General features: G+C 61.5%; 20 protein-coding genes. 9 read left to right on the top strand and 11 right to left on the bottom strand.

What is annotated here, in order from left to right:
- Position 1: 1 nt before the first annotated feature.
- Both AB0P23_RS20365 and AB0P23_RS20360 read right to left on the bottom strand, forming a co-directional pair.
- Positions 2-1738, bottom strand: coding sequence for an AAA family ATPase (locus tag AB0P23_RS20365; protein ID WP_335743441.1), 1737 nt, complete (start codon positions 1736-1738; stop codon positions 2-4).
- 3 nt (positions 1739-1741) lie between these two features.
- A complete protein-coding gene (locus tag AB0P23_RS20360; RefSeq protein ID WP_335743440.1) occupies positions 1742-2677 on the bottom strand; it encodes a DNA adenine methylase in 936 nt (311 codons plus the stop codon).
- A gap of 57 nt (positions 2678-2734) precedes the next feature.
- Here AB0P23_RS20360 and AB0P23_RS20355 point away from each other — a divergent pair, with 57 nt between their 5' ends.
- From AB0P23_RS20355 to AB0P23_RS20335, 5 genes are all read left to right on the top strand, one after another.
- Entirely contained in the window at positions 2735-4057 is a 1323-nt protein-coding gene (locus AB0P23_RS20355; RefSeq protein WP_335743439.1) for a site-specific DNA-methyltransferase, read from the top strand.
- Between the two features lie 220 nt (positions 4058-4277).
- Positions 4278-5126, top strand: coding sequence for an HAD family hydrolase (locus tag AB0P23_RS20350; RefSeq protein ID WP_335743445.1), 849 nt, complete (start codon positions 4278-4280; stop codon positions 5124-5126).
- Positions 5127-5144: 18 nt separating this feature from the next.
- Positions 5145-5897 (top strand): hypothetical protein, encoded by a 753-nt coding sequence (locus AB0P23_RS20345; protein WP_335743438.1) that lies wholly within the window; start codon positions 5145-5147, stop codon positions 5895-5897.
- A 379-nt stretch (positions 5898-6276) separates the two neighbouring features.
- Positions 6277-6528 (top strand): hypothetical protein, encoded by a 252-nt coding sequence (locus AB0P23_RS20340; RefSeq protein ID WP_363799080.1) that lies wholly within the window; start codon positions 6277-6279, stop codon positions 6526-6528.
- Between the two features lie 303 nt (positions 6529-6831).
- Complete coding sequence (locus tag AB0P23_RS20335) at positions 6832-7098, top strand: hypothetical protein (protein WP_363799077.1); 267 nt, start codon at positions 6832-6834, stop codon at positions 7096-7098.
- A gap of 73 nt (positions 7099-7171) precedes the next feature.
- On the opposite strand, the gene AB0P23_RS20330 is transcribed toward AB0P23_RS20335, so the two are convergent.
- The 6 genes from AB0P23_RS20330 to AB0P23_RS20305 all read right to left on the bottom strand — a co-directional run bounded on the left by AB0P23_RS20330 (position 7172) and on the right by AB0P23_RS20305 (position 13822).
- Positions 7172-7681, bottom strand: a complete 510-nt coding sequence (locus AB0P23_RS20330; protein ID WP_363799075.1) for a hypothetical protein — start codon at positions 7679-7681, stop codon at positions 7172-7174.
- A 34-nt stretch (positions 7682-7715) separates the two neighbouring features.
- Positions 7716-8324 (bottom strand): hypothetical protein, encoded by a 609-nt coding sequence (locus AB0P23_RS20325; RefSeq protein WP_363799072.1) that lies wholly within the window; start codon positions 8322-8324, stop codon positions 7716-7718.
- On the bottom strand, positions 8321-8986 hold the full coding sequence (locus AB0P23_RS20320; RefSeq protein WP_363799069.1) for a TetR family transcriptional regulator: 666 nt from the start codon (positions 8984-8986) through the stop codon (positions 8321-8323). Before AB0P23_RS20320 ends, AB0P23_RS20325 begins: the two co-directional genes overlap by 4 nt.
- Positions 8983-9894 carry a DUF2637 domain-containing protein gene (locus AB0P23_RS20315; protein ID WP_363799066.1) on the bottom strand — a complete coding sequence of 304 codons (912 nt, stop codon included), beginning with the start codon at positions 9892-9894 and terminating at the stop codon, positions 8983-8985. Before AB0P23_RS20315 ends, AB0P23_RS20320 begins: the two co-directional genes overlap by 4 nt.
- Positions 9895-10544: 650 nt before the next feature.
- Positions 10545-11258 (bottom strand): ParA family protein, encoded by a 714-nt coding sequence (locus AB0P23_RS20310; RefSeq protein ID WP_363799064.1) that lies wholly within the window; start codon positions 11256-11258, stop codon positions 10545-10547.
- Between the two features lie 725 nt (positions 11259-11983).
- The gene (locus AB0P23_RS20305) at positions 11984-13822 is read right to left on the bottom strand and encodes a hypothetical protein (RefSeq protein ID WP_363799062.1); all 1839 of its coding nucleotides are present in this window, start codon (positions 13820-13822) and stop codon (positions 11984-11986) included.
- Positions 13823-14557: 735 nt separating this feature from the next.
- On the opposite strand from AB0P23_RS20305, the gene AB0P23_RS20300 reads away from it, so the two are divergent.
- Positions 14558-15085, top strand: coding sequence for a hypothetical protein (locus tag AB0P23_RS20300; protein ID WP_335743465.1), 528 nt, complete (start codon positions 14558-14560; stop codon positions 15083-15085).
- Positions 15078-16193: a hypothetical protein gene (locus AB0P23_RS20295; protein ID WP_335743466.1), complete on the top strand. Its 1116-nt coding sequence runs from the start codon at positions 15078-15080 to the stop codon at positions 16191-16193. The genes AB0P23_RS20300 and AB0P23_RS20295 overlap by 8 nt, the downstream gene beginning before the upstream one ends.
- Here the strand turns inward: AB0P23_RS20295 and AB0P23_RS20290 are convergent.
- From AB0P23_RS20290 to AB0P23_RS20280, 3 genes are read right to left on the bottom strand one after another with little or no spacing between them, the layout of a single operon-like run.
- Complete coding sequence (locus tag AB0P23_RS20290; RefSeq protein WP_363799059.1) at positions 16175-16966, bottom strand: SGNH/GDSL hydrolase family protein; 792 nt, start codon at positions 16964-16966, stop codon at positions 16175-16177. The genes AB0P23_RS20295 and AB0P23_RS20290 overlap by 19 nt on opposite strands.
- A 23-nt stretch (positions 16967-16989) precedes the next feature.
- On the bottom strand, positions 16990-17472 hold the full coding sequence (locus tag AB0P23_RS20285; protein WP_335743468.1) for a hypothetical protein: 483 nt from the start codon (positions 17470-17472) through the stop codon (positions 16990-16992).
- On the bottom strand, positions 17469-18158 hold the full coding sequence (locus tag AB0P23_RS20280; RefSeq protein WP_335743469.1) for a hypothetical protein: 690 nt from the start codon (positions 18156-18158) through the stop codon (positions 17469-17471). Before AB0P23_RS20280 ends, AB0P23_RS20285 begins: the two co-directional genes overlap by 4 nt.
- Positions 18159-18945: 787 nt before the next feature.
- On the opposite strand from AB0P23_RS20280, the gene AB0P23_RS20275 reads away from it, so the two are divergent.
- Both AB0P23_RS20275 and AB0P23_RS20270 read left to right on the top strand, forming a co-directional pair.
- Entirely contained in the window at positions 18946-20547 is a 1602-nt protein-coding gene (locus AB0P23_RS20275) for a cutinase family protein (RefSeq protein ID WP_363799056.1), read from the top strand.
- Between the two features lie 29 nt (positions 20548-20576).
- Positions 20577-21893, top strand: coding sequence for an insoluble domain protein (locus tag AB0P23_RS20270; protein WP_363799053.1), 1317 nt, complete (start codon positions 20577-20579; stop codon positions 21891-21893).
- Positions 21894-21932: the final 39 nt, after the last annotated feature.

Below are 21932 nucleotides of genomic sequence, written 5' to 3'. Positions count from 1 at the left end.
GTTACAACCCAGCCTGGCGACGCAACTCGATGAACCCGGAATGCAGCGGTTCATTCGACAGTGGACGCACGTGTAGGCGGTCAGTTCCGTAGGTTCCGAGGTCGGGGCTGGCTGGAACCCAGCTTGCTGCGATGGACCCCGATGCGGGGGCGGAGGCCGTGCCAGCGCGCAGGATAGCTGCCAGGGCTCCGTCGTCATCTTGGAGCGAGAGCCGCAGAGTAGGAACTACTCGGTAGTCGAACGCCGCGATCAATGAGATGAGCACTTGTTCGACTGTGTCTCCCCTCACGTGCCACAGATGTGATTGGCCGAGGCGGAAGTCAGGTCCGAGCACTGCGTCGATACGGGTGTTCAGCGCGGCCAGCAGCTCGATCGACAACTGTCCGACGTGTCCGAGCGTCCACGCGTCGAGGTCTTCGGTGAGATCGGCAGTTTCGTCGGAGCCCAGATGCTGCGCCAGAACTTCGTAGTCCGGTGGCATCTCGTAGATGCTGAATCGGCGGCGTAGTGCCGCGTCGAGTGGCGCGACGGAGCGGTCTGAAGTATTCATCGCTGCGACAATCCACAAGGTTTCGGGGAGTGTGAAATGTGGAGAGACCGACGTCGATCCGTCTGCAGCGAACTCGTCGGGTACGTTGATTCCCAGGTCGCCGTAGGGTAGGTCTACGAACGCGCGGCCTCGCTTGTCTTTGTCGATCAGGACCAGAGCGTCTCCGAGAATGGCAGCTGCGTTTCCGCGGTTGAATTCGTCGAGAACGAGCAGAGCCCGTTTGCCCTCGGCGGACGCGTAGTGGGCGAGGTTGACCAATGGACCGGTCGACACCTTGATCCCGACCGCGTTGTCACCGACGGGGTGCGGCAGCAGTCCGACCATGAGGTCGCTGTAGGTGTAGCTCGGGTGGAATACGACGCTGCGAGTCTTGCCCACTGGAGACTCTTCTGTCTCACGCCACGCGTCGTGGTTGATATTTGGGTCGAAGAGGATGCCGCGGCCCGGATTTTCGATGAAGTCGACGAGTTGTTCTAAGAGGACTGTTTTGCCCGTTCCTGGAGGGCCCATGAGCAACAGCGCGGGGTTTTCCTCCAGGCGTTCCACCATCGAGGCGATCGCCGGAGTCATTACGGCGGCGTGACTGTCGACTGTGAGCCATTTGAAGTTGCGACCCGGGGTGGCTGTAGCGACGAGTTTACGAATCTGCGGTGGCAGTAACTCGACGCTTGCGAACGCGTATTCCGGCGGCGGATTGTCGATGTAGACGCGGACGTGCAGGACGTTCGCTTCGTCCTTGAGTTTGACGGCGACCAGATACGGTTGAACGCCAGAGGCGACCAGGGCGTCGAGTTGCTGGTCGGCCTGCGCGCTGGTGGTGACTGCAGGATCGCCGACGATCGTTTCCGGGCCGTTGCTGGTCGGTGCAGGGTGCATCTTCCACGCCGCCGGCGCACCTTTGCTTTTGAGCCATGCCAAGTGGGGGCGGTCAGCTGACTCGAACTCGATGGTTCCACCGATGGAATCACCGGGCCACCGATAGTCGATCTGCGTGGACTTGCTGCCGGGGTCTGTGCGAGGAAACATCTGCTCGAGCGCTTCTTTGAAAGCGCCGTCCTGTGTTAACTGCAGGTAGTCCTTGGTGTAGCCGCCCTCTACTGCATCCACAAGATCGCGGCCGTAGACAGCTTTATGACTTGTCTTCCCGTAGAAAACGACGAACACACCTTCTACGGCGCGGTGGGGCATGCGTTACCTTCCGACGATGATGGCCTCTGGGGACCGTTGAGCTTCCACGTTTCGCCTGTTTTGTGCGGCCACCGATCGATACGTGGTGAACGAGACGATATCGGCATGAGGGAAGAGACTGCGCACGGCCGTGGTGTCTCGATTCGACATCACCCACTTGACCCCGCGGGCAGTCAAGTCAGTACACAGGTCGGCGAGCTCCTCGAGGTCCGTTTGGCCGAAGACCTTGGCGGTGTACTTGTTGAACTTCGAAGTCGGTTCTTTCTCGCCCGGGTTGGTGAAGACCGGTAGGTAGGGCGGGTCCAGGTACACGAAGTCACCGCGTTGCGGGCGGGCGAGCGCGTCACGGAAATCTTCGTGGCGTACATCCGCGATGCTCAGCACCCCCTTGAGAGTCGCCAGCCGTTCATCGTCGAAGTTACGGAAGAAACGATTGCCCCACGGCGCATTCATCGCACCGGTCTTACTGTTCTCACGCCACAGGTGGTTCCAGCTCGTGGCGTTCAGATATAAGAACCGGGCAGCTTGTTCGACGGGGCCCTCGGGTTGTTCTGCCCGAACAGAGTAGTAAAACTCCTCAGAGTCGTTGCGTTCGTACCAGTCGAGGAGCGGTCGCAGTTCGCGGTGGCTGTCGCGGACAGCGTTCCACGCATTCACCAGATGACCGTTCAGGTCGGCTAGGTGAGCGCGCTCGCCGATTCGGCCCCGGACTGCGAAGAACATCGCGCCGCCACCGAGGAAAGGTTCGTGATAGTTGACGAAGGACGCCGGGACGTAGGGCACGATCTTGGGCAGGAGTCTAGTTTTTCCGCCCGCCCACCGGATGAAGGGCTTCGATATAGGCGGAGCCTGATCTAGTGCAGCAGGCCCGGTGAGGCGGGTAATAGCGATCCTCCGTCGTGTCCGACACCCGATGTAGATGTCACTGGCTACTGTCATCCTATTGCCAGTTGGTCATCGAGAGGTGATGACCAGTGTTCATAGAGGAGACGTGAGATGGTCGACGCGGTCGAGCTCGTATGGCCGAACAAGGACCTGCCCCTGCGCGCTTCCGGGCTGACGTCGTACGAGTGGGTGCAGCCGACGGACCGCCGCCTGACCAAGCCTCTCAAGACTGCAGCGATTTACCCAGGTGATTTCGGACCTCAGTCGAACGTGCTCGTCGTCGGCGATGGCTTCGACGCGTTGGAGAGCCTGCAGCGGACTCAGGTTTTCGACGTCGACAAGGTACGTCTGGTTTATATCGACCCCCCCTTCAACACAGGCAAGAGCTTCAACCAGTACGGCGACAACCTGGCCCGTCCGATGTGGTTGTCAATGCTGCGCGACCGCCTCGCCGCGCTGAAGCCGATTCTGCACGTCGACGCCTCGATCTGGGTTCATCTCGACGATTCCGAAGTCCATCGTGCGCGCGCGGTCATGGATGAGGTGTTCGGCGACCGCGCGTTCGTTGCCTCTGTGGTGTGGCAGAAACGGACCACCCGCGACTCCCGCGCCGCGTTCAGCAGCAATCACGACACAATCTTGGTGTACGCGCCGAGCGGACCCCGCGCGTGGAAGACCTCACGAAACCTGTTGAACAAGGACGAAGCCTTGATGCAGAACAGGGACGACGATCCACGGGGACCGTGGTCGGACGCGCCCTTCACTGCTCCTGGTTTCCGCAAAGCCCAGCAATACGACATCGTCACCCCGTCCGGGTCCGTACTGCGACCCCCACGCTCGCGCTCCTGGTACGCCACCGAAACCACATTCAAAGATTTGCTGGCCGACGACCGAATCTGGTTCCCCAAAGGCGGCAGCGGCTCCCCTCGCATCAAGCTCTTCGCTCATCAGCTACGCGGCCTCGTCCCCTTCACCGTCTGGGGCTCAGCGGACGTCGGGACAAACGATGCCGCAAAGCGTCATCTGCAGGACCTGTTCCCCGACGTTTCGGTTTTCGACACCCCCAAACCCGAAGAGCTGCTCGAACGCATCATCCACATCGCTACCAATCCAGGTGAACTGGTGCTGGATCTGTTCGCCGGGTCAGGAACTACCGCGGCAACCGCCCACAAAATGGGACGACGCTGGATCACCGTAGAAAGAAACACCCAAACAGTCCTCGATTTCACGTTTCCGAGGTTGGAACGCGTAGCAGCTGGAACCGACAAAGGTGGTGTGACGAGTGAGGTCGGATGGACCGGCGGCGGCGACTTCGACATGATGCACGTCGCTCCACGATTCGGAACACTCACCGCCGGTCATCGATCGACAACTATTGCACGTCAGGTGGCAGGTCGCAGAAGACTTCGTACCAGGGCCAGACGAGCTGGATAAGTCTGCGCAGACCGCGAGTAGGTCTTCAACTCCGCCAGCTTTCGACGATGACGTACCGTTCAAGCGGAGTGCAGCGCAGTGTACGGACCATACGATTGCGCTGCACTCCACGGATACCAGGACCAGGTACGGTTTGTAGCCGGACGTTCTGGAGCGTCCGTTGTGCTCCCGAAAGGCGCGGCCGTTCGATGTCACAGTGCAGAGTTAGGGTTGCTGCGTGATGAAGGGGACCCGCACTCTGCTGGTAACAGATCTCGACAACACTCTGTGGGATTGGGTAGGCATTTGGCACGCAACCTACTCCACACTCTTCGACGACCTCGCGCATGCGACCGGAACGCCCCGTGCTCAGCTCGAAAAAGAGATCCGTGCCATTCATCGCTTCTACGGCACGTCGGAATACTCCAACCTTCTCAACGAGATCCCCTCGATCGTCACTGCTGCAGCACCTACTTCGCCATCCAAACGATTCGACGAGGTGCTCCACCGGTTTCGTTCGAGCCGAAAGTTGAAAACGGTGTTGTATCCCGGTGTACGCGCCACCCTGCACGCTCTGCGGGCGGCCGATATCCGGGTGGTTGCCTACACCGAATCGCAGTCCTTCTGGAGCGCATGGCGGATTCAAAAGACCGGACTGGACGGGCTCATCGACACTTTGTATTCCGCTCCCGACCATCAACTTCCAGCGGGTCAAGAATCAGGTGCAGACGCGCTGCTCGAGCAAACCGCTCACCGTCACACGCCTGACGGCGTCGTCAAACCCAGCGAGGAGATACTGCGTACCATCCTTGCGGATCAGTGCGTGGAGCCCGAGCAGGCAGTCTATATCGGCGACAACATCATGAAGGACGTGGCAATGGCCCAAAGCGTAGGCGTGTTCGATGTACACGCGCAGTACGGCGAATCCCACAGCCGCGACGAGTACGACCTGCTCCGGCGGGTAACGCATTGGACCGACGCCGATGTCGAACGAGAGCAGCGGCTCGCTGCTTCACGGGAGTCGATTAGCCCTCCATCGCTGGTGTGCGACCGCAGTTTCGAACAGATCGCTCGCGCATTCGGGCAATAGCCAGCTACAGTTCGGGCCATGGCGGGCAACGGAGGCAACGCACCGAGCACCGACCCCAATCAGCTCAAGCTTGCCGAGCAGCTCGGGCTCTACGTTGACATCTGGAAAAAAACCGTTGATGTCCAACAACACTTCAACGACATTCAGTGGCGTATCCGCGGGCTTGCGCTGACTGTAGCCACATTCACGCTGGGCGCAGCGGGGCTGGCCGCAAAAGACTCGACCCGAATCGGTTTTCTCAGTCTTGGGGCAACAGTTTCTCTAGTCGGACTTATGCTCTGGTATGCGTTCTACTTCGTGGACCGTTACTGGTACCACGTGTTTTTGAAAGCGGCTGTGGATCAGGGAAAATCGCTCGAATATGTACTCAATCAACACCTTCCCGAGGCAAAGCTCGGTGGAACCATTACGGCTCGGAGTAGCTCCGTCTACCCAGGCGCGATAGCGAGCAAGTCGTATCGCACCTATCTGTCGGCAAAACGGTTACGATTTTGGGGACCTGTTGGAGGCCTCGTTCGATTTTGGCGACGCCCGACGTCCATGGATTCGACGAAGAGACTCACATGGTTTTACGCGGTGGGCTCGGTCCCGTTTGTCGTGGTAGCGATAACTCTGCAGGTCAGTGCTCTCGTTGCGGTAAGCCAATCATCACGTTCGGAGACGGTCAGCCCACACACCGGTCCGACGTTCACCTACGAGTCGTCGGCACCCACTCCGAACATTCCCGAACGCACCACTTTGCCTGCGCAGCCGGCTATCACACCCAACTGATTCACCCTGAGTTGAGAGCTCCTCGTGCAGTGCGCTGATGTTGTCGTCGAAGGCGCGACTGAGCACACCAGGGTCACCGCCATCCAAAGGTCTGATGCCTTTCGCGAGACTGAGTTTTCCGCGTTCGAACTCCCTGATGGTGCGATGAATGACGGCTTCGTGCACTGTGACCGGGTGGCCTTGGTTCGTCATCTCTGACGCGGCGATGGACGAGCCCCATTCGACGATCAACGACAGCGTTTGGGAGATTTCGTGAACGAGCTCATACAGTTTGGCACGACCCGGATCCCACACCCTCAGAGCCATCGGCGTTGTCCGTAGGCGGGGCGTCGAGACCACCGCGAATCAGCGGCTGACCGGCCTGCTTCAATGCTGAACTATGACCGATCCCAAACAAATCACCACCGGAGCCCTCTCGGTTGGTGACATCGTCGAAGTGCACCGCCCCGACGGGAACACCGCAGCAGGAACCCTCGTCGAGGACTTCGGTGACTACCTCCTGCCCGCAGACACCCTCGGTCGCACCTGGGCACCCCCACACCGCTGGGCGATCGCCCTGGACTCCAGAACCTTCGTCTTCCCCAACTGCTGCGCTGCCTCCTCGACCACTGCGGTACCGATGCACGATTGATTAATCAGCTCGCTGAGCGCTGCGAACCGTGACCGTGTCTGCTCCCACTGCTCGGCCGAGCGGTCAGCACACCAGCCTCTACAACGTCGAACTTGTCCGCGTCAATCGCAGCCTCCGAACACCCAGCCTGGGTGACCGGTTGCGCAGTGCACTTCTGCACTCAGAATGTCAGAAGACGACTGCAATCGTAGGTAAAACCCCAGGAAATCATGACGCGCACTTCTGAAACTGACAGCTGATTCGTGGATCGAGGGGGTGACAGAAACGTTCCTTTGTGGCAGCACTCGCCCATAGAGTGTTGCCATGTCGACGAATGAATACTTGGTGGAGTTCGGATGCGTCGAGGACCACCCCGGGGTCAGGGAGTACCTGCGCGAGAACGGCCTGAGCTACTCCGACGCCGACGAAGCCTGGATTGTCGAGGGAACGCAGTCTGGACGGGCGGCCAATGGCATTTACCTCGCTATCCGCACGGACAGTAAGGGAGAACTGACCGACCACCTGAGCGGCAACAAATGGGACTACAAGATCCGCGCGGAGCGCCCGGCGAGGACGTACCCCGCCCGGTGACCCAGCCAATCGGCAGACGTCCCCTCCCCCGCAACTACAGTGCGCCGGAAACGCTCGCTTTCTGTACCAAGGGTCAGATGAACTGGGCGGTGGCGAGCATCGCGGTTCGGTCACGTTCATCGATCGCGCACAGGTGGTTGTCGGGCCCGACGATCTGACGGTAGCGGGTCGCTTTCGACGGCGAGGTAGCGATTTGTCCGAGCTTGACGACGAACTCGTCGTACCCCTCTGGTGCGAGTGATGCGCCCCATGCGTCTGCTTCGGTGGGGTCGATCGTCGCGATGCTTCCGGTTCGGGCGTGGCGTGCGCTCACCGAGATGAACACGAGCTTGGAGCCTGCCGGATAGTTCCCGACAATGACCACGTCGTCGTCGATGGGGTCGTGGGAGGCGAGGATGCGAACTTCGAGCGTGTTGTCGAGTACGGATCGTGTTTCGTACCGAGGGGGTAATTTTCGGCCCGGGCCGGTGCCGCTCATCTCGGCAGTGGTGGCGGCATCGCTGAGGGCTTTTCGGCGTAGCCGTTCCAGGTTGCGGCCGTGCTTTCGTCGTATTGCTTCGAGGAGTTGTTCAGAACTGCTCATCGGCGTAGTCCCCTTTCCGGCGGTGAATCCGGTCTCATCGTGCACTGTCGAGGATCGCTTGCAGGGCGTTTGTAGTCATTGCGGTGAGGGCGGTGGAGTCGAGCGCAGGAATCTGTGCGCCAGTGAGTTTGGCGCGCGCGGCAGGGTCGTCGTCGATGAACGCCCGCAGCCAGGCACGGTGCTGGTGGGTGACTGCTCGAGCGTGGGAAAGCTTGGTCTGCCAGGCCGGTTGTGGGTGCAGCCCGGCCGGGGTTTTGGGCCTGGTGAACATCGCTTTCCCGGTCGGGAAGTCTTTGGTGGTGAGCCAGAGCCGTGAGGAGTCTCGGGTGTAGCGGGGTCGGGTGGTGGAGTAGACGATGGTGTATCCGAGACCGTCGATGGCCCAGGCGAGGTCGTAGCCGGTGTCGATGACTGCGGCGTCGGGAATGTGGGCAAAGAACTCTTCCCACCGTTGCTCGGCGGGCCGTTCGTCGACGGCAAGCAGCGACTCGTAGGCGCTGAGGTCGGCCAGGACGCCGTCGATGTCGATGATGACGACTCGATCGTCACCGGGCTTGGCCCACGGCCGGCGGGGTTTCGTGGCGCGGGCTCGTTTGGCCGGCCGCGATGCGGGCTTGTTCGCGGGCCGGTCGACGATGGTCATCGTTCGCTCACCTGATCATTGGTACCAGCTGCAGCTGGTGTGGTCCGCTCCCCCGTTTCGGCGCGGGAATGCAGGTAGTCCTGTGTCGCGGCTGCTGTGACCAGTGTTCGGACGGTCTCCGAGAAGAGGTCGCGCAGGTCCGGAGGGTCGCTGAATGCCGGGGTTATGTCGGCAAGGATCCGATGTCCGGCGAGTGCGGCGAGAAGGAAGTTCGTGAAGCGCTCTGCGGTGAACCCTGAACGGAGGAACCCTGATTGTTCGGCCGTGCCGGCGTGGTTGCGGACGGCCGCTTCCCACGCGTGGGATGGGCGCTGTAGATCGGGCGATGGTGGATCTAGCGCCAGCTTCATTTCTGCGCGCCCTGAGACGTCGGTGGCGACGGCCGCGATGTCGTCGACGATTCCCGCGATGGCATCGAAGGGATGGACGTCTGCGCTACGCCATCGTTCGACAATTGGTGTGTATGCCGATCGCACGTCCTCGAGGACGGCTTCGGCGAGAGCTTCCTTGGACGAGAAGTGAAAGTAGAGCGCACCTTTGGTGGAGGTGGAGTTGGCGAGAATGCTGTTGACCGACGCGCCGGCGTAGCCGCGGTCGGCGAACTCGCGAGCGGCTGCCGCGATAAGTACCTCACGGGTCTTGATGGCTCGTTGCTGCGTCATCGTGCCGCCTCCGCGTACTCACCGGTGACCGCCTGCTGTTCCACCTCGTACGGGGCATCCGAGCCGGCTGCTACTTGTGCCTCCTTCGAGTCTTCATGCAGGGCGAGGAGATGATTCGGCACTTTCGATTCCGCGACGTCCACGACAAGTTGGACCAGCTTGTCGTAGCGCCGGGTGACTGTTGAAGTTTTGACTTTCAGCATCCGAGCGACTGCTGCAAAATTTCCCTGCGCTTCGGGATGCTTGTGATAGAGGAACGCTGTTGTCCAGACGTCGTCGTGCAGGGCTCCGTGTGCGTCAAATAGGTCGCTGAGCTGCTGGGTACTGGCTTCGTCTGTAGGTTCGGCGACCGATTGCGGAGCGCTTTCACGGCTCGGCGAACTGCCAATCACATTGTTCGGCAACGACGTTTCCAGACGGCTGGCGCGTGGTGCTCGGAGTATGACGGCGAGAACTTCGGTCATCGCCAGGAGGAAGACTGGGGCGATGGTGGCGATGCCGGCTGCAACGAAAGCGGGCATCACGGTCGAGGTCAGTGTTGCGTGGTAGGCGTTGCCTGCGATCGAGGCTCCGGCTGCGACGGCAAGAACACACAGGACGAATCGGCGACCGCGCACTGTTCGTGGGTCGGTGTGGTGGGACAGCGCAATTGCGGTGACCGTGGTGGCGACAATTGCGCCGTCGAGGACGACGGGTATCACCCAGGCTCGACCAGGCTCGGTACCTGCCATTGTGGCGAGATCTCGCAGGGCTGCGAAGGAAAGCCAGAATGACGCCGCGGCTATACCGACGGTGAGGACGATGGCAGTGGCCAAAGCCCCGGTCAGCACTCGTGGGTGGATGAAGACCGTGTTGGCGTGGTCGAGGTGGTCCTCGACCGTTTCAGAGGAAGTACTAGCGTTGTTCATTGATCGCAGGTCCGTTCTGTGATCGACCGGCCCCGGTGGTGTAGTCGCACCGCCGGGGCCCCAAGTCAGGGTGAGAGGTTGGTTGGGGTACTGAATTGCGCTGTTGTAGCGCTAGAACGCTGCAACATTGCAACGCTACAAACGTGGCCTGCCTTGCCCGTGGCTAGTAGGCGTGGCTTGCCGGATTGCCTCGATGACTTGATCCGGGGTCATCTGCTCAGCCACGACTTTCAGGGCGTAGCGGACAATTGCACTCCGAGAATCGATGCGAGGCTTCTGCTTCCGGCCACTCGTGATGACGTCCTCGAGGAAGGCATCGGTAACTGCGTCGAGGTAAATCGTGGACTTTTCGAGCTTGTTGGGTTCTTCTTCATCTGCCTGCGAAGCTTGCTGAACGTTGTTTGCTGGCGAGCGGTCCGAGACGGTAGGCAGTGTCGACGGGGTCTGTGGGGCAGCGGGAGCCACATCGGGTTCGACGGCAGTATGCCGCGCCTCTGCGTTGTTGTCAGTAGCTCGTTCTGTCGTTTCTGGAGGACCTAGTGGGGGTTCCAACTCCACCGGCGTAGCCCTCGGCGCATTCCTGGGCGGTGGCATCTTCCTGTTGTTGGCAGGTCGCGTCCGCATGTCGTTGAGCCGCTCTAGACCGTTGCTCATTTGACGTACTCCTTCAGGAATGTGGCTGTTTCAGCGATTGCGTCTGCGAACGGACGTAGAGCTTTCGCCGGCGGATCCTCGGCGGTGATAGCTATTCGCTTACTCCTGGTCCCCACACCCGATGCGTTCGGCACAGGTGGCCCCACCTGCACTGGCGTTCCTTCTACGATTTTGGCGAGTCTCGCTATCAGACGTGCCGGAGGTGACGGCGGAATCATGGTCGGTGAGATCACCAACGGGTAGTCCGGCATCTCGTTTACCAGCTGCTCCGTTGCATCGAGATCGGACGTGCGGAGGGGACTTGGCGCGAGAACTACGTGGGCGATCGACAGGGCCCCATGGGTGTGTGGGCTGGCTCCAGGGTGGGTGTCGACAACGACCCAATCCGTGTCCCAGTTCTCTCCCCACATCGTGAGAGCGTCCGCCATCTCGTCTTGACCCGGCGGTCGGTCGTACAGCTCAGGATGGCTCGGAATCAGCCGTGGCTTCTTGAAGCCGGTCAGAGGCTTAGGGGTCCGGTTCGATGCGATGGCGTCGAGGAGGGGGATTCGTTGCCTCTCCTCGGGACGGTAGCCCCACTTCTTGGTCACTCCCCCACCGTCATGTTCGAGATCTACGAGAACAGCACCCAGCGTGTAGGCGAGCTCGTAGGCAAGGGTGCTTTTACCGACGCCCCCTTTACGTGTGTGGCAGACAACGAAGTAGGTCATGCGGGCCCCTCCTGAGGATGAGTGTTCTCCATCGGGCCGTTCCGGCCCCTTGCTTCGCTGGCATTCAAATGCGCAGTTGTACCGCTAGAACGTTAAAACATTAAGCGCGCGTGACGGTTGAACGTTGGAACGTTGGAACGTTGGAACGTTGGACATCTACAACATTCCACCGACCAACTGCGGAACTTCCGAACTGCGGAACTGCGGAACTGCGGAACGTTCATACGTTCTAACTGTATACCGCTGTAGCAGTCTAACGCTACAGCGTTACTACATTTAAACGTTTTGCAGTTATAGCGCTATAATCTAGCAAGGCGCGTTGCAACTGCGCGCAAGCGTGCGCAACGGGACGCAACGCGCCCCGGGCCAGGGCGGGGGCTCTGGGTTAGGTGGGCACCATGCCCCACCCGCAACCGGAGCCAACCCACCTGCGGACCCGCAAGCCAGACCTCATCGCTGAATAATGAGACTCCGCACCCCTCAAACGGTAGAACGGTTAAACGTTGCAACGTTCCGACGTTGTGCCGCTACAACGCCGTAACGCCTCTGCAGACCGTGCGGCAGCGTTGCGCAGGTGACTCGGTCGACGCAACGTCGACACAATCGCCGGTCAGTCCAAGGCCTGGAGGTTGCGAATCGATGACCGGAGGATTTGCGCTTCCGGCTCGATGGCCACACATCGCCAAACGGAGTTTCGTATCGCCAGCAAACCGGCTTGGAAAATTTCAGGCAGACACAATCACCGCCCCGAGATGGTCACTCAGGAGCTCGATCGCTTCCAGCACAGGATCAGGCACCGGGGGTGGCCCGGCAGCGAGCATCGCCGCCCACAGCGTTTCGGACTCCGCCCCGCGCGGTGGGGGAGCGCCGTAGATCGGAACGTCGGCGGCTGGATCCTTCATGGCCAAGGCAACGGCCGGACCGTAGAAGCGGTTCTCAAGCCACACCTGCCACAAGAGCCGTTCGGCACGGTGTCGAACGACGCGGTCGGCCGCGACGGTCTCGAGGCCATGAGCGTCCGCTACGTCGTCCAGCGTGCGGCTTCCGGGACCCAGTGACGTCCCGTCGCGTTCGATGAGCCCAGCGGCCGTCAGATCCGCGAGAATGGCGTAACCGTTCGATGGGCGCAGCATCGCGCCGGCGAAGGCGTCGTCGACGCTCGTGGCCAGACCGGCAACGACCAGCTCGTATACCGCCCGCCCACGCAGGCCGAGCACGCTCCATGCCGGATGTACCGGCTCCACACGTGCACGCTCGATCCGCGCTCGTCCTGGGCCCCTGGTGGTCGCCGGGACGGTCAGGGCGTAGCGATCGGCCTCACGGCCAGCGCCGCGGGCTACGAGCAGCAGGGGAGACCCTGGAGTCTCTCTGAGCACCCGCAACGCACTCCAGACAGTCGATTCTGACAGCAATCCCGCCGAATGCGACAGGCTCCGTCCACCCACTGCCACCACGGGGACGCCCTCGACCAATTCGCCGGCCAGAGCCGATGTGTAGGCGAGTGCTTGGACCACTGCGAGTAGGACAGGGCGTTGTCGGGTACCGAGAAATTCTGAGTCGATCCACAGCTGTGCGTGTGCCAGCCACTTTCTACGAATCGGATCTTTCAGGAAGGAACTACTACCCCCTGTGTGTCTGTTCTTGTGCGTGAGTTGGTGGAATGGGCGGACGATCCTTGCGGCCCAGCTCAGGGCGTTGGCGACGTCTCGTTGCAGGGCTGCGGCGGAGTGCCTGCCGTACTTGTCGATGTACGAGTTGCGGACTCCCGACCACGCCTTGGTTGCGATCGCCTTCTCGATGTCTGCGGTGCTGGCACCGCGCAGGACGGCGTGGCTGATGACGGCCTGCCTCGCCTCTGAGGGGGAGTCCCAGAGGGCTCTGGCTGTTTTGGTGAACTTGCCCGTCGCCGCGTACCCCTCGACGGCCTCTGGGACGGCTGTAGTGCGGTGGAAACGCGGGTCCAAGCGTCGGTCCCTGCCGACACCGACGAGGCGTTCGTCTTGGGAGAGGGAGGCAGCGACAGCGGCTACAGGGGTGCGGTGCCGGGGAGTGGTCGCACCGCCCAGGAGAGCTATGAGGCGGGGGACGATACCGCGGTCGGACCGAACGGTGAAGGCGTCGATCGCCTCTTCGAGAGTGCCGTCGAGGATGCGGTAGCCACCCTCGCGGCACGGTGAGCCCGGGGGAGTGATGCATCCCCAGTCCGCGTTGAGCATCGGAGTGGCGTCCAGGGTGACCAGGCGGGCCGACAAAAGCTGCATCACCATTTTGATGTCGTCGACGCGCAGAGCGATGTCGGTGGCCATCGGCACCAGGACGTGGCGGCCGCCGCTCGTCGAACGATCGGTGACTGTGCGTGCACCGCATTCGTGGAGCCATCCCAAGGCACGTTCGACATCGACGTCGACCTGCTCTGGGGTGTGGTGTTTGGCGTCGAAGTCCAGGGCTAGCAGGCTCGTGCGGCCGCGCGCATAGATCGGTACGGCGGCCGGCACGGCCGGAAGGTGCTTCGTCAGCCTCCGCGAGGTATCGAACTTGCCGCTGGCGGCGCTCCAGACACGCATGGACCGACGCGCGGCCACGAGCGGAGACAGACGTCCCCATGTGTTGTCGGGTGTCGACATCGTCGACCCGACACGACCACTGAATCTTGAACCTTCGTCAGGGCGCGATGTACCCTGAGACCTGTCCACCAAAGACAGTCCCTTCTGGGAAGCCAGCACTGAGCTACCAACTCGGCGCGGCATTTGTCATCAGGCCCTCGCTCTTCGCTACAAGAGCGGGGGCTTTGACGTTGAAGTTAAGTTTTGAGACCTAAGCGGTCAGTGGGAGGACCTCCTGCGAAATTTCCTGAACTAGGTCGCGTCGGCCAACATGTAGGCAGAGCAGATCCGAAACGTACTGGCTCACAGAGCTGGCACCGTGCGCCACTGCCTCTTTCTCAAGGGCCTCATGGACGTCCGCTGGCAGTCTGCCCAGACGTTTGCGATCACCTTTGCTTGGCCTAGCCATGGACCCTCCTCTTACGACCTCGTCGCGCTGCACTTCTGCGCGGCACCAAGTGTGGCTCAGTCTGACCTTGCTGCTGTGCCCGACACGCCGTAAGTGGACCAGAAAAGACCGATGCATGCTCCAAATATTCTAACGAACACACTTTCGCGTGTCACCATGATGCTAATACCTACACAGTTGGCAACTCTTCGACGCGGTCTAACATGAGGGTGTAACGCCAAGCTCTCGATGCTGGTGAGCCGCGTACCATTCGGTCCGAAGGCTGTCGTCGGGGAAACGGAGCTCTAATGCTGTGGCGAGGCAAGGAAAGTACAGAGGACGACGAGCGACGGATCGACACTTCAGTCAGCGGACTGGTACGTCCATGGCGCTTAGAAGATGTACGCATAGCGCTGAGCCGTCAGTTCGAGACGAAAATTGCGCTGTCACCGTGGTCGACCTCTGAGCAGGCAAAGCAGGCGGACCTGTTCGGCAGTTGCGGCGGTATGACGGTCGTGGGTACACACGGCATCGCTGTACGGTACGACAGCCGCCGCAGCCCGGCACATCAATGCCGGCAGGTGTGCCATGAGTTCGGCCACCTACAAGCGGGCCATCACTTGTCACTGGGCGACCGTCCGAACCTCCGCAATATCCCCTTGGAGCTGCTGAGTGACCTAGACATCGGCAAGGCAGGTTTCGTACTCAGCAGAGATATTTTTATCGCTCCTGAAGAACTCGACGCCGAGCGCCGCGGGATGGTCTTGGCATCAGGTTCGACCGGAGGTGTTGAAGGGGGCCGATGGTCTATCGCCGGGGCTACTTTCGGTGACTGAAACCGTCAGTACGATTCTCGTCAATCAAGCCAGATCGACCACTCCACCCGCGCTGTCCGCAGTGTTGATCGTGACCTGCGGATCGGTACTGCTACTGCGCCTGTTCTTCATCAGGACCGGACGCCCCCAACTCTTGGTATCCGCGCTCCTGGGTGTGATGACCATGGTTGTCCTTGTCCGCGACACTTGGGTGCAGGGTTCAGTTTTGGAGCCGCTTGGCGTCAATCTCGCCACCGCGCGCGTGATTGGGCACAGCATCATCATGTACGGCGCAGTCTGCCTTTGGCTTCTGGCGCGGTCGTGGACTTCCCCCCGCCGCTTTTCTCGAGTCGAAATTACAACGGCCCTTGTTGCCGCGACCGGCATCACGGTGTGGCTGTGGTTCGTATCAGCACCAGCAAGGGCATCGAACGTGGCAGTTGAGGATTTCCAGTCATGGCGCACTGCTGCGTATCTCGTTCCGATGTCACTGCCGATTCCGGTCGCCGCGGCCGCCGTCATCAGCGCGCTGCTGGCGCAAAGTCGGGATACCAGCACCAACTCCAAAACAACACGACTTGCTGCGCTGGCGGCGATCCTCGCCGCCGGCCTTCAATTCATCGACCACGTCAGCCGCGCTGTGAGTGCCGTTTTCCTCAGCATTGGGGAGCAAAATTGGTTGACCCACTTCCGAACTCAGGGAGTAGATCAAGTCTTCCTGCCTGCAGCTGCCGCTCTCGCCATCGCCACTTTCCCCGGAGTTTGGCGCGCATTTTTCGAGCGCCGTGAGGCGATTCGCCAAACAGCAAGTCTTGAGCGACTTTGGAAGGAGGTCGTGCACTGCTTTCCGGGAATAGCCAAACCGGAGACCGAAACCCTACCGATCCGGGAACGACGCGAAGAGATGCTTATCGAGCTCGAAGACGGACTGACGCGATTGCACTTGAGCGGACACGCGACGACCTCCTCCCAGCGAGCGCAAGACGTCCAACGGGCACTGTCGATGGCGGCGGAGCGGCGAGCGAAGGCCGATTCGCCAGCATGGACGGCAAGTCGACGAGCGATCGTGAGAGTGGCCGCTGCTTACTCAACGCTTCCGTACCAAAACGCTCAGGCCAAGACTTCTTGAAGGTGCGCTGCAATTGCTTTCATCCCGACTTCATTGGGGTGAAATGGAGGCCGCGAGGCTATGCCACGAATCTTCGCAGGCATACCCACAACCCAAGGTTCTGGAGCGCCAACAGCATGATCGGTGCTAATAGCTCTTGAAGCAACGAAGTCGACGCCCATTTTCTGGGACGTTTCTTCTAAGACCTCGGACAATATGGTCGCCACCCCGTTCAACGCCGTCAGCTCGTCCGGAGTGAACGGCGCATTAGCGGTGTTGACCGACTGCGAGTTCAGGACTGTCAGGTAGTCGACCACGACGATTCGAGCGGCCGGCATCTGCTCACGAATGGACCCGATGACCCTCGCCAAACCTTCGGCCATGTCAGTGCGCTGCTGTTCGGATACTGCGGGCAGGGCCTTAGGACGCAACAAACCTGCCAGCGGTCGACCCAGACCGCTGGTTCGTAAGCGGTTTGCAAGCGCAATTCGGATCATGTTGATGCTATACCCCAGGTCGTTGCCACCGGCAGTGATAGTGACGAGGTCCGCATCGCGTGGTGCGTTGTCAAGCTGGGGTCGCAGCTTTTTCAGCCCCACACGTTGCGGAGTATCAACAATGTTGGCCAATGTGGCCCCACTTGCTGTTCTATCGGTCAGTACGGCACCTAAGCCGACCGCAAGCAAAGAGGGATAATTACGCCCAGATCTCCCCGCAACTTTGTCGACGAGAGGCTCTATGCCTGGCCCAGAGGCAAACGAGCTTCCGAGCGAAACTACATGGTGATACGTCATGGCGTACACCATAGATGCAGAGGCTAGATTGCTCGAAGCGAGCGAGGGCTGGAAGGTTCGCCGTCTGACCCGTCAACGTCAAGTAGGGGGAGCAGTCGCACACTGTCGAGGACAGATTGGAGCATCGTCAACGTAGTGGCACCCCCTCGGCGTCCAGCCAAGTAATTGATTCCTCGGTCACGGATTTCGATCACAATCTGCAGTTCAAGCACGACTCTTTTGAGTAGATCAGTGTCTGCGGACTCACTGAGGAAGTCCGGCGGTGTACCGATCATCATGCACAGCGCAACTCGAACGTCCTCGCTAAGGGAGTTCGATCGGCGTTCTAAAAATGCTGCGATTTCTTCAGGTGCTACCGTCCGCGACAGATGCTCGTTCGAGATGAAGGTCGCCAATGCTCCTGGAGTAAGTTTGGGGTGCCCGTGCGGTCGGTAGTAGTCGATCATCAAATCGAGCCGAGCCTGAGCAGATAGCGCCTCGGAAAAATCTGGCTGTTCGCCGATCAATTCGTTTCCTTTCGTAGAGACCATCTACCAGCGGCTCTCTCTGCCTGGTCCTTTGTCAGCGTTTCCGTGCGACCGATCAACCATCGCAGATACGCAGCGTCTGCACGATCGTAGTCCGTCTTGAGATCCGACTGACTCGCGTCGAGCTGAGGTCCAAGGATGACTGTGAGCAGCGGATCGTCGGCGATCGAACCATCGTGAAGCAACCTCTGCTCGACGTAGGAAATCAACCATGACCTATTCAAGCGATCAACCACAGCGTCGAGATCGTTCAGCGGCTCGTCCAATGCCGGCGGCAAATCTGGATTATCCCGTCTAACATCGCGGATTCTATTGGCGATGCGAGTCATCAACGGCAAGAGCTGCGCCGACACGATCAACTCAGACGGACCTTGACCAACAGAGGTACTTGAGACGTACGGGGTACCCGACTCTGCCGACTCGACAGTAGTGGGACTACCCCCGTTCCAGACCCGCGCCGAACTTCCAGGTGACCACCGCAGCGCTTTGTCGAGCCTTTGAAAGGTTTGCAAAGCAGGGTGGGGTTCCAGACCTCGTTCGATCTTGCTCGTCGTGGCAGGAACCGGGCCACCGGCCTCTCGAAACGCAAGCATGGAGTAGTTCAGCTCTCGCCGCCTTTGACTGACGATTCGCCCGAAACGGGTGATGTCGTCTTCTGATCCCACGAAGCGAACTGTACGCAACCAGCATGCCCCGCTACACACAGTGATAACGTTAGCATGTCACTAACATGTTAATGAGGTCGCGATAGCTTATTAATTGTGTTTGAATGGCATCAGATCGGCCCGCATCCACAACCGAAGGCATCGAAGATGACCGCACCCACAGCTCATGACACGAGATCGACACCGTCTCGGGTGTCACTGACCGAACTGCGTGAGTGTCCTGCGATCAACGATCAAGTGCCTGGATTCGCCGCATGCTCGTTGACCTCAACACCGCACGCTGTTCACCAGTTGTTGTGCGAGGACACGGGCGAACTTCTTGGTGAATGGACCGATAGGGACATGACGTTCCGCGAGCCCGCCAACGAACCCCGCCGTGCCATCGATTTCAGCCACGTGGCCTGACCCCAAATCTCGACTGGGGCCAACCCTGACTCCAGTCGTGAGCTGCAGGTGCTCCCCGACGCCCTGTAGCTCGACCGGTGGACCGGCGCGAGGGTCGCGCAGTAAGCGCATCTCATCATGTTCGGTGCTGCGCGGCCCCGCCGGGACATCACCCCGAAGCTCATACCCGTTCTCACAGAAGGGAAATGGACAACAAGATGCCTATCTGGCAGTGGCTGCTCTTCGCCCAAAACTTCTTTGCACTCCTCGGTGGATAGCTCCTTCCCCTGGTGGGTTCCGGGTGTGCCGGTCGACCCGGTGCCCACCAGCCAGTTGCCCCTCGAACCCTCGTTCCCTGACGTCGCCAACCCAGATGTTCCCGGTTTTGACAGGAGTCGAAATATTGTCCGACAGAACTCGTTTCAGATCCATCGCCGCGATGATGGCCGTCGCAGCGTGCACGCTGTCGGTCAGCGCGGCACACCTGTTGGTGACGCCGCCGACTGCCTCAGCCAGCCCGGAGCAGCCGTGGCTCGACGAACTGGTCACCGACTGCCCAGCCCTCTACACACTCGCCGTCCAGGGGACGGGACAGTCCTCGCCGGATGCGCCGATCAAGGCCGACACCGGAATGCTCGGAACGGTCCTCGGCCCGGCGCTCGAGGCCGCGCGGGTGATCGGTTCTTCGCTCGACCGCGCGTACGTGCCGTACCCGGCTGCATTCGGCGGTGCCGTTCCCGGCGGTAAGCAGCCCTACACCGTCTCGGTGGAGGAAGCTGCAGCCAACCTCGAAGCTGCCGCCGAGAAAGTCGTCTCGAGCTGCCCGACAACCCGATTGGCCGTCGTCGGCTACAGCCAGGGTGCGCACGCCGCCTCGAACTTCCTCAAGGCAGTCGGCGCGGGCACCAGCGCAATCCCCGCAGACAAAGTTGCGGTCGGCGCGCTGTTCGGTTCGCCGACCAGAGGTGCCGGGTCGCCTGTCTTCCCTGGCAGCAGTAGCGACGACCCCTCACCAGCCCCCGGCTCGTCTGGAAACCACGTCGCCGAACTTCCCCCGGTCTCCGCCCCTGCGCCCGCCGGGTCGGGCATCGGCCCGGCAAGCGACGTCGTCTCGAGCTACGGATCGCTGAGCGGGCGGGTGGCCTCGATGTGTCAGACCGGCGACCTCGCATGCGATGCACCCGCGAACGCCCCGATCGCGCGAGCGGTCACCAATGTCGCCGGCCAGGCAGAGGTCGGCGGTGACCCGTTCCGCGCCGTGTCGTCCATCGGCATGGCGTTGGCGTCGACATCGTTCGGCGTCGCGGTCGACGTCATCAACGAGGACGTCTCGGTGCCGAAGAACTCGCTCGAGAACCTCTCGATCGCACCGAAGAAGTCGCTCTCGCAGCGGTTCGCCGAAGCCTCGGACCCGAAGGCAACGCCTCCGACCGGGCAGGAAGCGATCGCAGCACTGACCAAGGTCGGTCTGGTCGCGGTCAATGCTGTGGTGTCGGTGGCGAAGAAGGTCATCACGCCGCAGACCATCGCCGAAGTGTCCGCTGCCGGCTTGTCCAATCCCGCAGCGGCATTCGCGGTGATCGCAGCCAAGACCGCCAAAGCAGTCATCGAGCTCGTCCCGCCTGCAACATCGAAGCGGGTCGTGCAGCAGGCATTCAACGTCGTCAAGAACGAGGTGACGGCCAACAAGGATCTGTTCGACCTCGCAGCGTTGACCTCCTACGCCAACACCATTGCCGCACATACCGGTTACGGCACTGCGGCGGCGACTCCACAGGGCGAATCGACGACACAGTTTGTAGCGGACTGGCTCGCGGCCGCCGCAGCCGACTTCGGTGACAGTTCCACCGACACGACGACGTCGTCGTCTCCGTCGAGCTCCACCACGACACGCACCGCAACGCCCACAACCTCGACCGCAACTACCTCGGTGCTGCCCTCGACTCGTCCCTCCACCACGTCCGGAACCGTCACCTCGCTTCCGGCTGCAACCCCCGTCCAATAGCTCCACCTACACGAAAGGTCCACTCCTTCATGGGCACTCACAAGATTCCCACTCGGTCACTGACCCGAATCGCCACCGCCACGACCGCAGCATCGGTGATGGCCGTGTTCTGCTACGGCACCGCATCGGCCGCACCGGGTGACGCCCCGGCAACCCAGGGCGACATCACCACCGCAGCCCCGTCGACCCAAGGGCCCCTGACCTCCGATGCACCGTCCACACAGGGTGAACTGACCGCACCCGCCCCGCAGCCCGAAAAGCGTGTCTACTGGGTTGCACCGCCCGTCCAGTACGACCAGACCGAATGGCAGACCTGGGACGCGTACTACGACAACGACTCCACCAGCACCAACAACAGCGGCACGGCGACGACCTCGGACAACTCCGGTACCACGGTCGAGCCTGCAGAACCGGTCGCTCCGGCTGAACCCGCAGCTCCGTTGGACGTGAGCACTCTGCACGGCCCGACCGCCGTCGAAGACCCCACGAACCCGACCGCCGCCCCGGACAAGACGGTCAAGTTCGGTGACTACTACGCCGACCAGCCCAGCTGGCTCACCGACGACGCACGTGACCGCACCAACAACTCCACGGCCGTCATCGAGGCGCAGGTGACCGACTTCTGGCGGTCGATCGGTGTCCCGACCGACCGCGCTCAGCGGCTCGGTGCCGCCCAGATCGCCGCAGGCGGCGCAGGCCTGGTCACCGGCGCTGTTGCTGCCGGTGTCCCCGGTGCTGTCCTCGGCTCTCTCGCCGGCGGAACCATCGGCGGTATCGGCGGCGCACTCGCCGGCGGACTGATCCCCATCGCCCCCGGCATCGCACCGATCACCACCGGCATCGCCGGCACCGCGGGCGGAGCCGCGATCGGTGCACTGGTCGGCGGTGTGCCCTCGGCCGCGATCGGTGGCGCAGTCGGCCTCGCTACAGGAGTTGCACTCGGCACCACCTACGGTGCAGGTGATCTCGGCGAACCGCAGAAGATCGAACTGCCGGACTTCCCGCAGCCCGCACCGGCACCTGCACCTGCACCTGCACCGGTCGTACCGGCTCCCGCACCGGCCCCGGTCATCGAGCAGGCCGCCCCGGTCTGGACCGTTCCGGACAACCCTGTCGACACCGCACGCGGATTCGTCACGACACAGATCGCCGGTGGCCAGCAGGCACTCGACACCGTCGATGCCGCTGTGGTCGACGCGACTCCGGCGGTACAAGCCGCTGTTGCCGACGCAACGCCTGTGGTGCAGGCCGCTGTGGCAGATGCAGCACCCGCCTTCGCTGCCATCGACAACGCGCTCGCGGCCGCCGGATTGTCCAACCCGCTCGCTCCGGCAGTGCCTGCCTGACCTATCCAGTGACCTGCTTCGGGAAGGCCGCGTTCCGAC

This window comes from Rhodococcus sp. NPDC077669, assembly GCF_040686915.1.
In the GTDB taxonomy this organism is placed as follows: domain Bacteria; phylum Actinomycetota; class Actinomycetes; order Mycobacteriales; family Mycobacteriaceae; genus Rhodococcoides; species Rhodococcoides fascians.
The sequence above is the reverse complement of the archived record's forward strand: the minus strand, read 5'-3'. Positions and strand labels throughout refer to the sequence as shown.

Bases quoted from the DNA above. Each gene is read 5' to 3' on its own strand.
- AB0P23_RS20365 (WP_335743441.1), bottom strand. From the start codon at position 1,738: ATGCCCCACCGCGCCGTAGAAGGTGTGTTCGTCGTTTTCTACGGGAAG.
- AB0P23_RS20360 (WP_335743440.1), bottom strand. From the start codon at position 2,677: ATGACAGTAGCCAGTGACATCTACATCGGGTGTCGGACACGACGGAGG.
- AB0P23_RS20355 (WP_335743439.1), top strand. From the start codon at position 2,735: ATGGTCGACGCGGTCGAGCTCGTATGGCCGAACAAGGACCTGCCCCTG.
- AB0P23_RS20350 (WP_335743445.1), top strand. From the start codon at position 4,278: ATGAAGGGGACCCGCACTCTGCTGGTAACAGATCTCGACAACACTCTG.
- AB0P23_RS20345 (WP_335743438.1), top strand. From the start codon at position 5,145: ATGGCGGGCAACGGAGGCAACGCACCGAGCACCGACCCCAATCAGCTC.
- AB0P23_RS20340 (WP_363799080.1), top strand. From the start codon at position 6,277: ATGACCGATCCCAAACAAATCACCACCGGAGCCCTCTCGGTTGGTGAC.
- AB0P23_RS20335 (WP_363799077.1), top strand. From the start codon at position 6,832: ATGTCGACGAATGAATACTTGGTGGAGTTCGGATGCGTCGAGGACCAC.
- AB0P23_RS20330 (WP_363799075.1), bottom strand. From the start codon at position 7,681: ATGAGCAGTTCTGAACAACTCCTCGAAGCAATACGACGAAAGCACGGC.
- AB0P23_RS20325 (WP_363799072.1), bottom strand. From the start codon at position 8,324: ATGACCATCGTCGACCGGCCCGCGAACAAGCCCGCATCGCGGCCGGCC.
- AB0P23_RS20320 (WP_363799069.1), bottom strand. From the start codon at position 8,986: ATGACGCAGCAACGAGCCATCAAGACCCGTGAGGTACTTATCGCGGCA.
- AB0P23_RS20315 (WP_363799066.1), bottom strand. From the start codon at position 9,894: ATGAACAACGCTAGTACTTCCTCTGAAACGGTCGAGGACCACCTCGAC.
- AB0P23_RS20310 (WP_363799064.1), bottom strand. From the start codon at position 11,258: ATGACCTACTTCGTTGTCTGCCACACACGTAAAGGGGGCGTCGGTAAA.
- AB0P23_RS20305 (WP_363799062.1), bottom strand. From the start codon at position 13,822: ATGCGTGTCTGGAGCGCCGCCAGCGGCAAGTTCGATACCTCGCGGAGG.
- AB0P23_RS20300 (WP_335743465.1), top strand. From the start codon at position 14,558: ATGCTGTGGCGAGGCAAGGAAAGTACAGAGGACGACGAGCGACGGATC.
- AB0P23_RS20290 (WP_363799059.1), bottom strand. From the start codon at position 16,966: ATGACGTATCACCATGTAGTTTCGCTCGGAAGCTCGTTTGCCTCTGGG.
- AB0P23_RS20270 (WP_363799053.1), top strand. From the start codon at position 20,577: ATGGGCACTCACAAGATTCCCACTCGGTCACTGACCCGAATCGCCACC.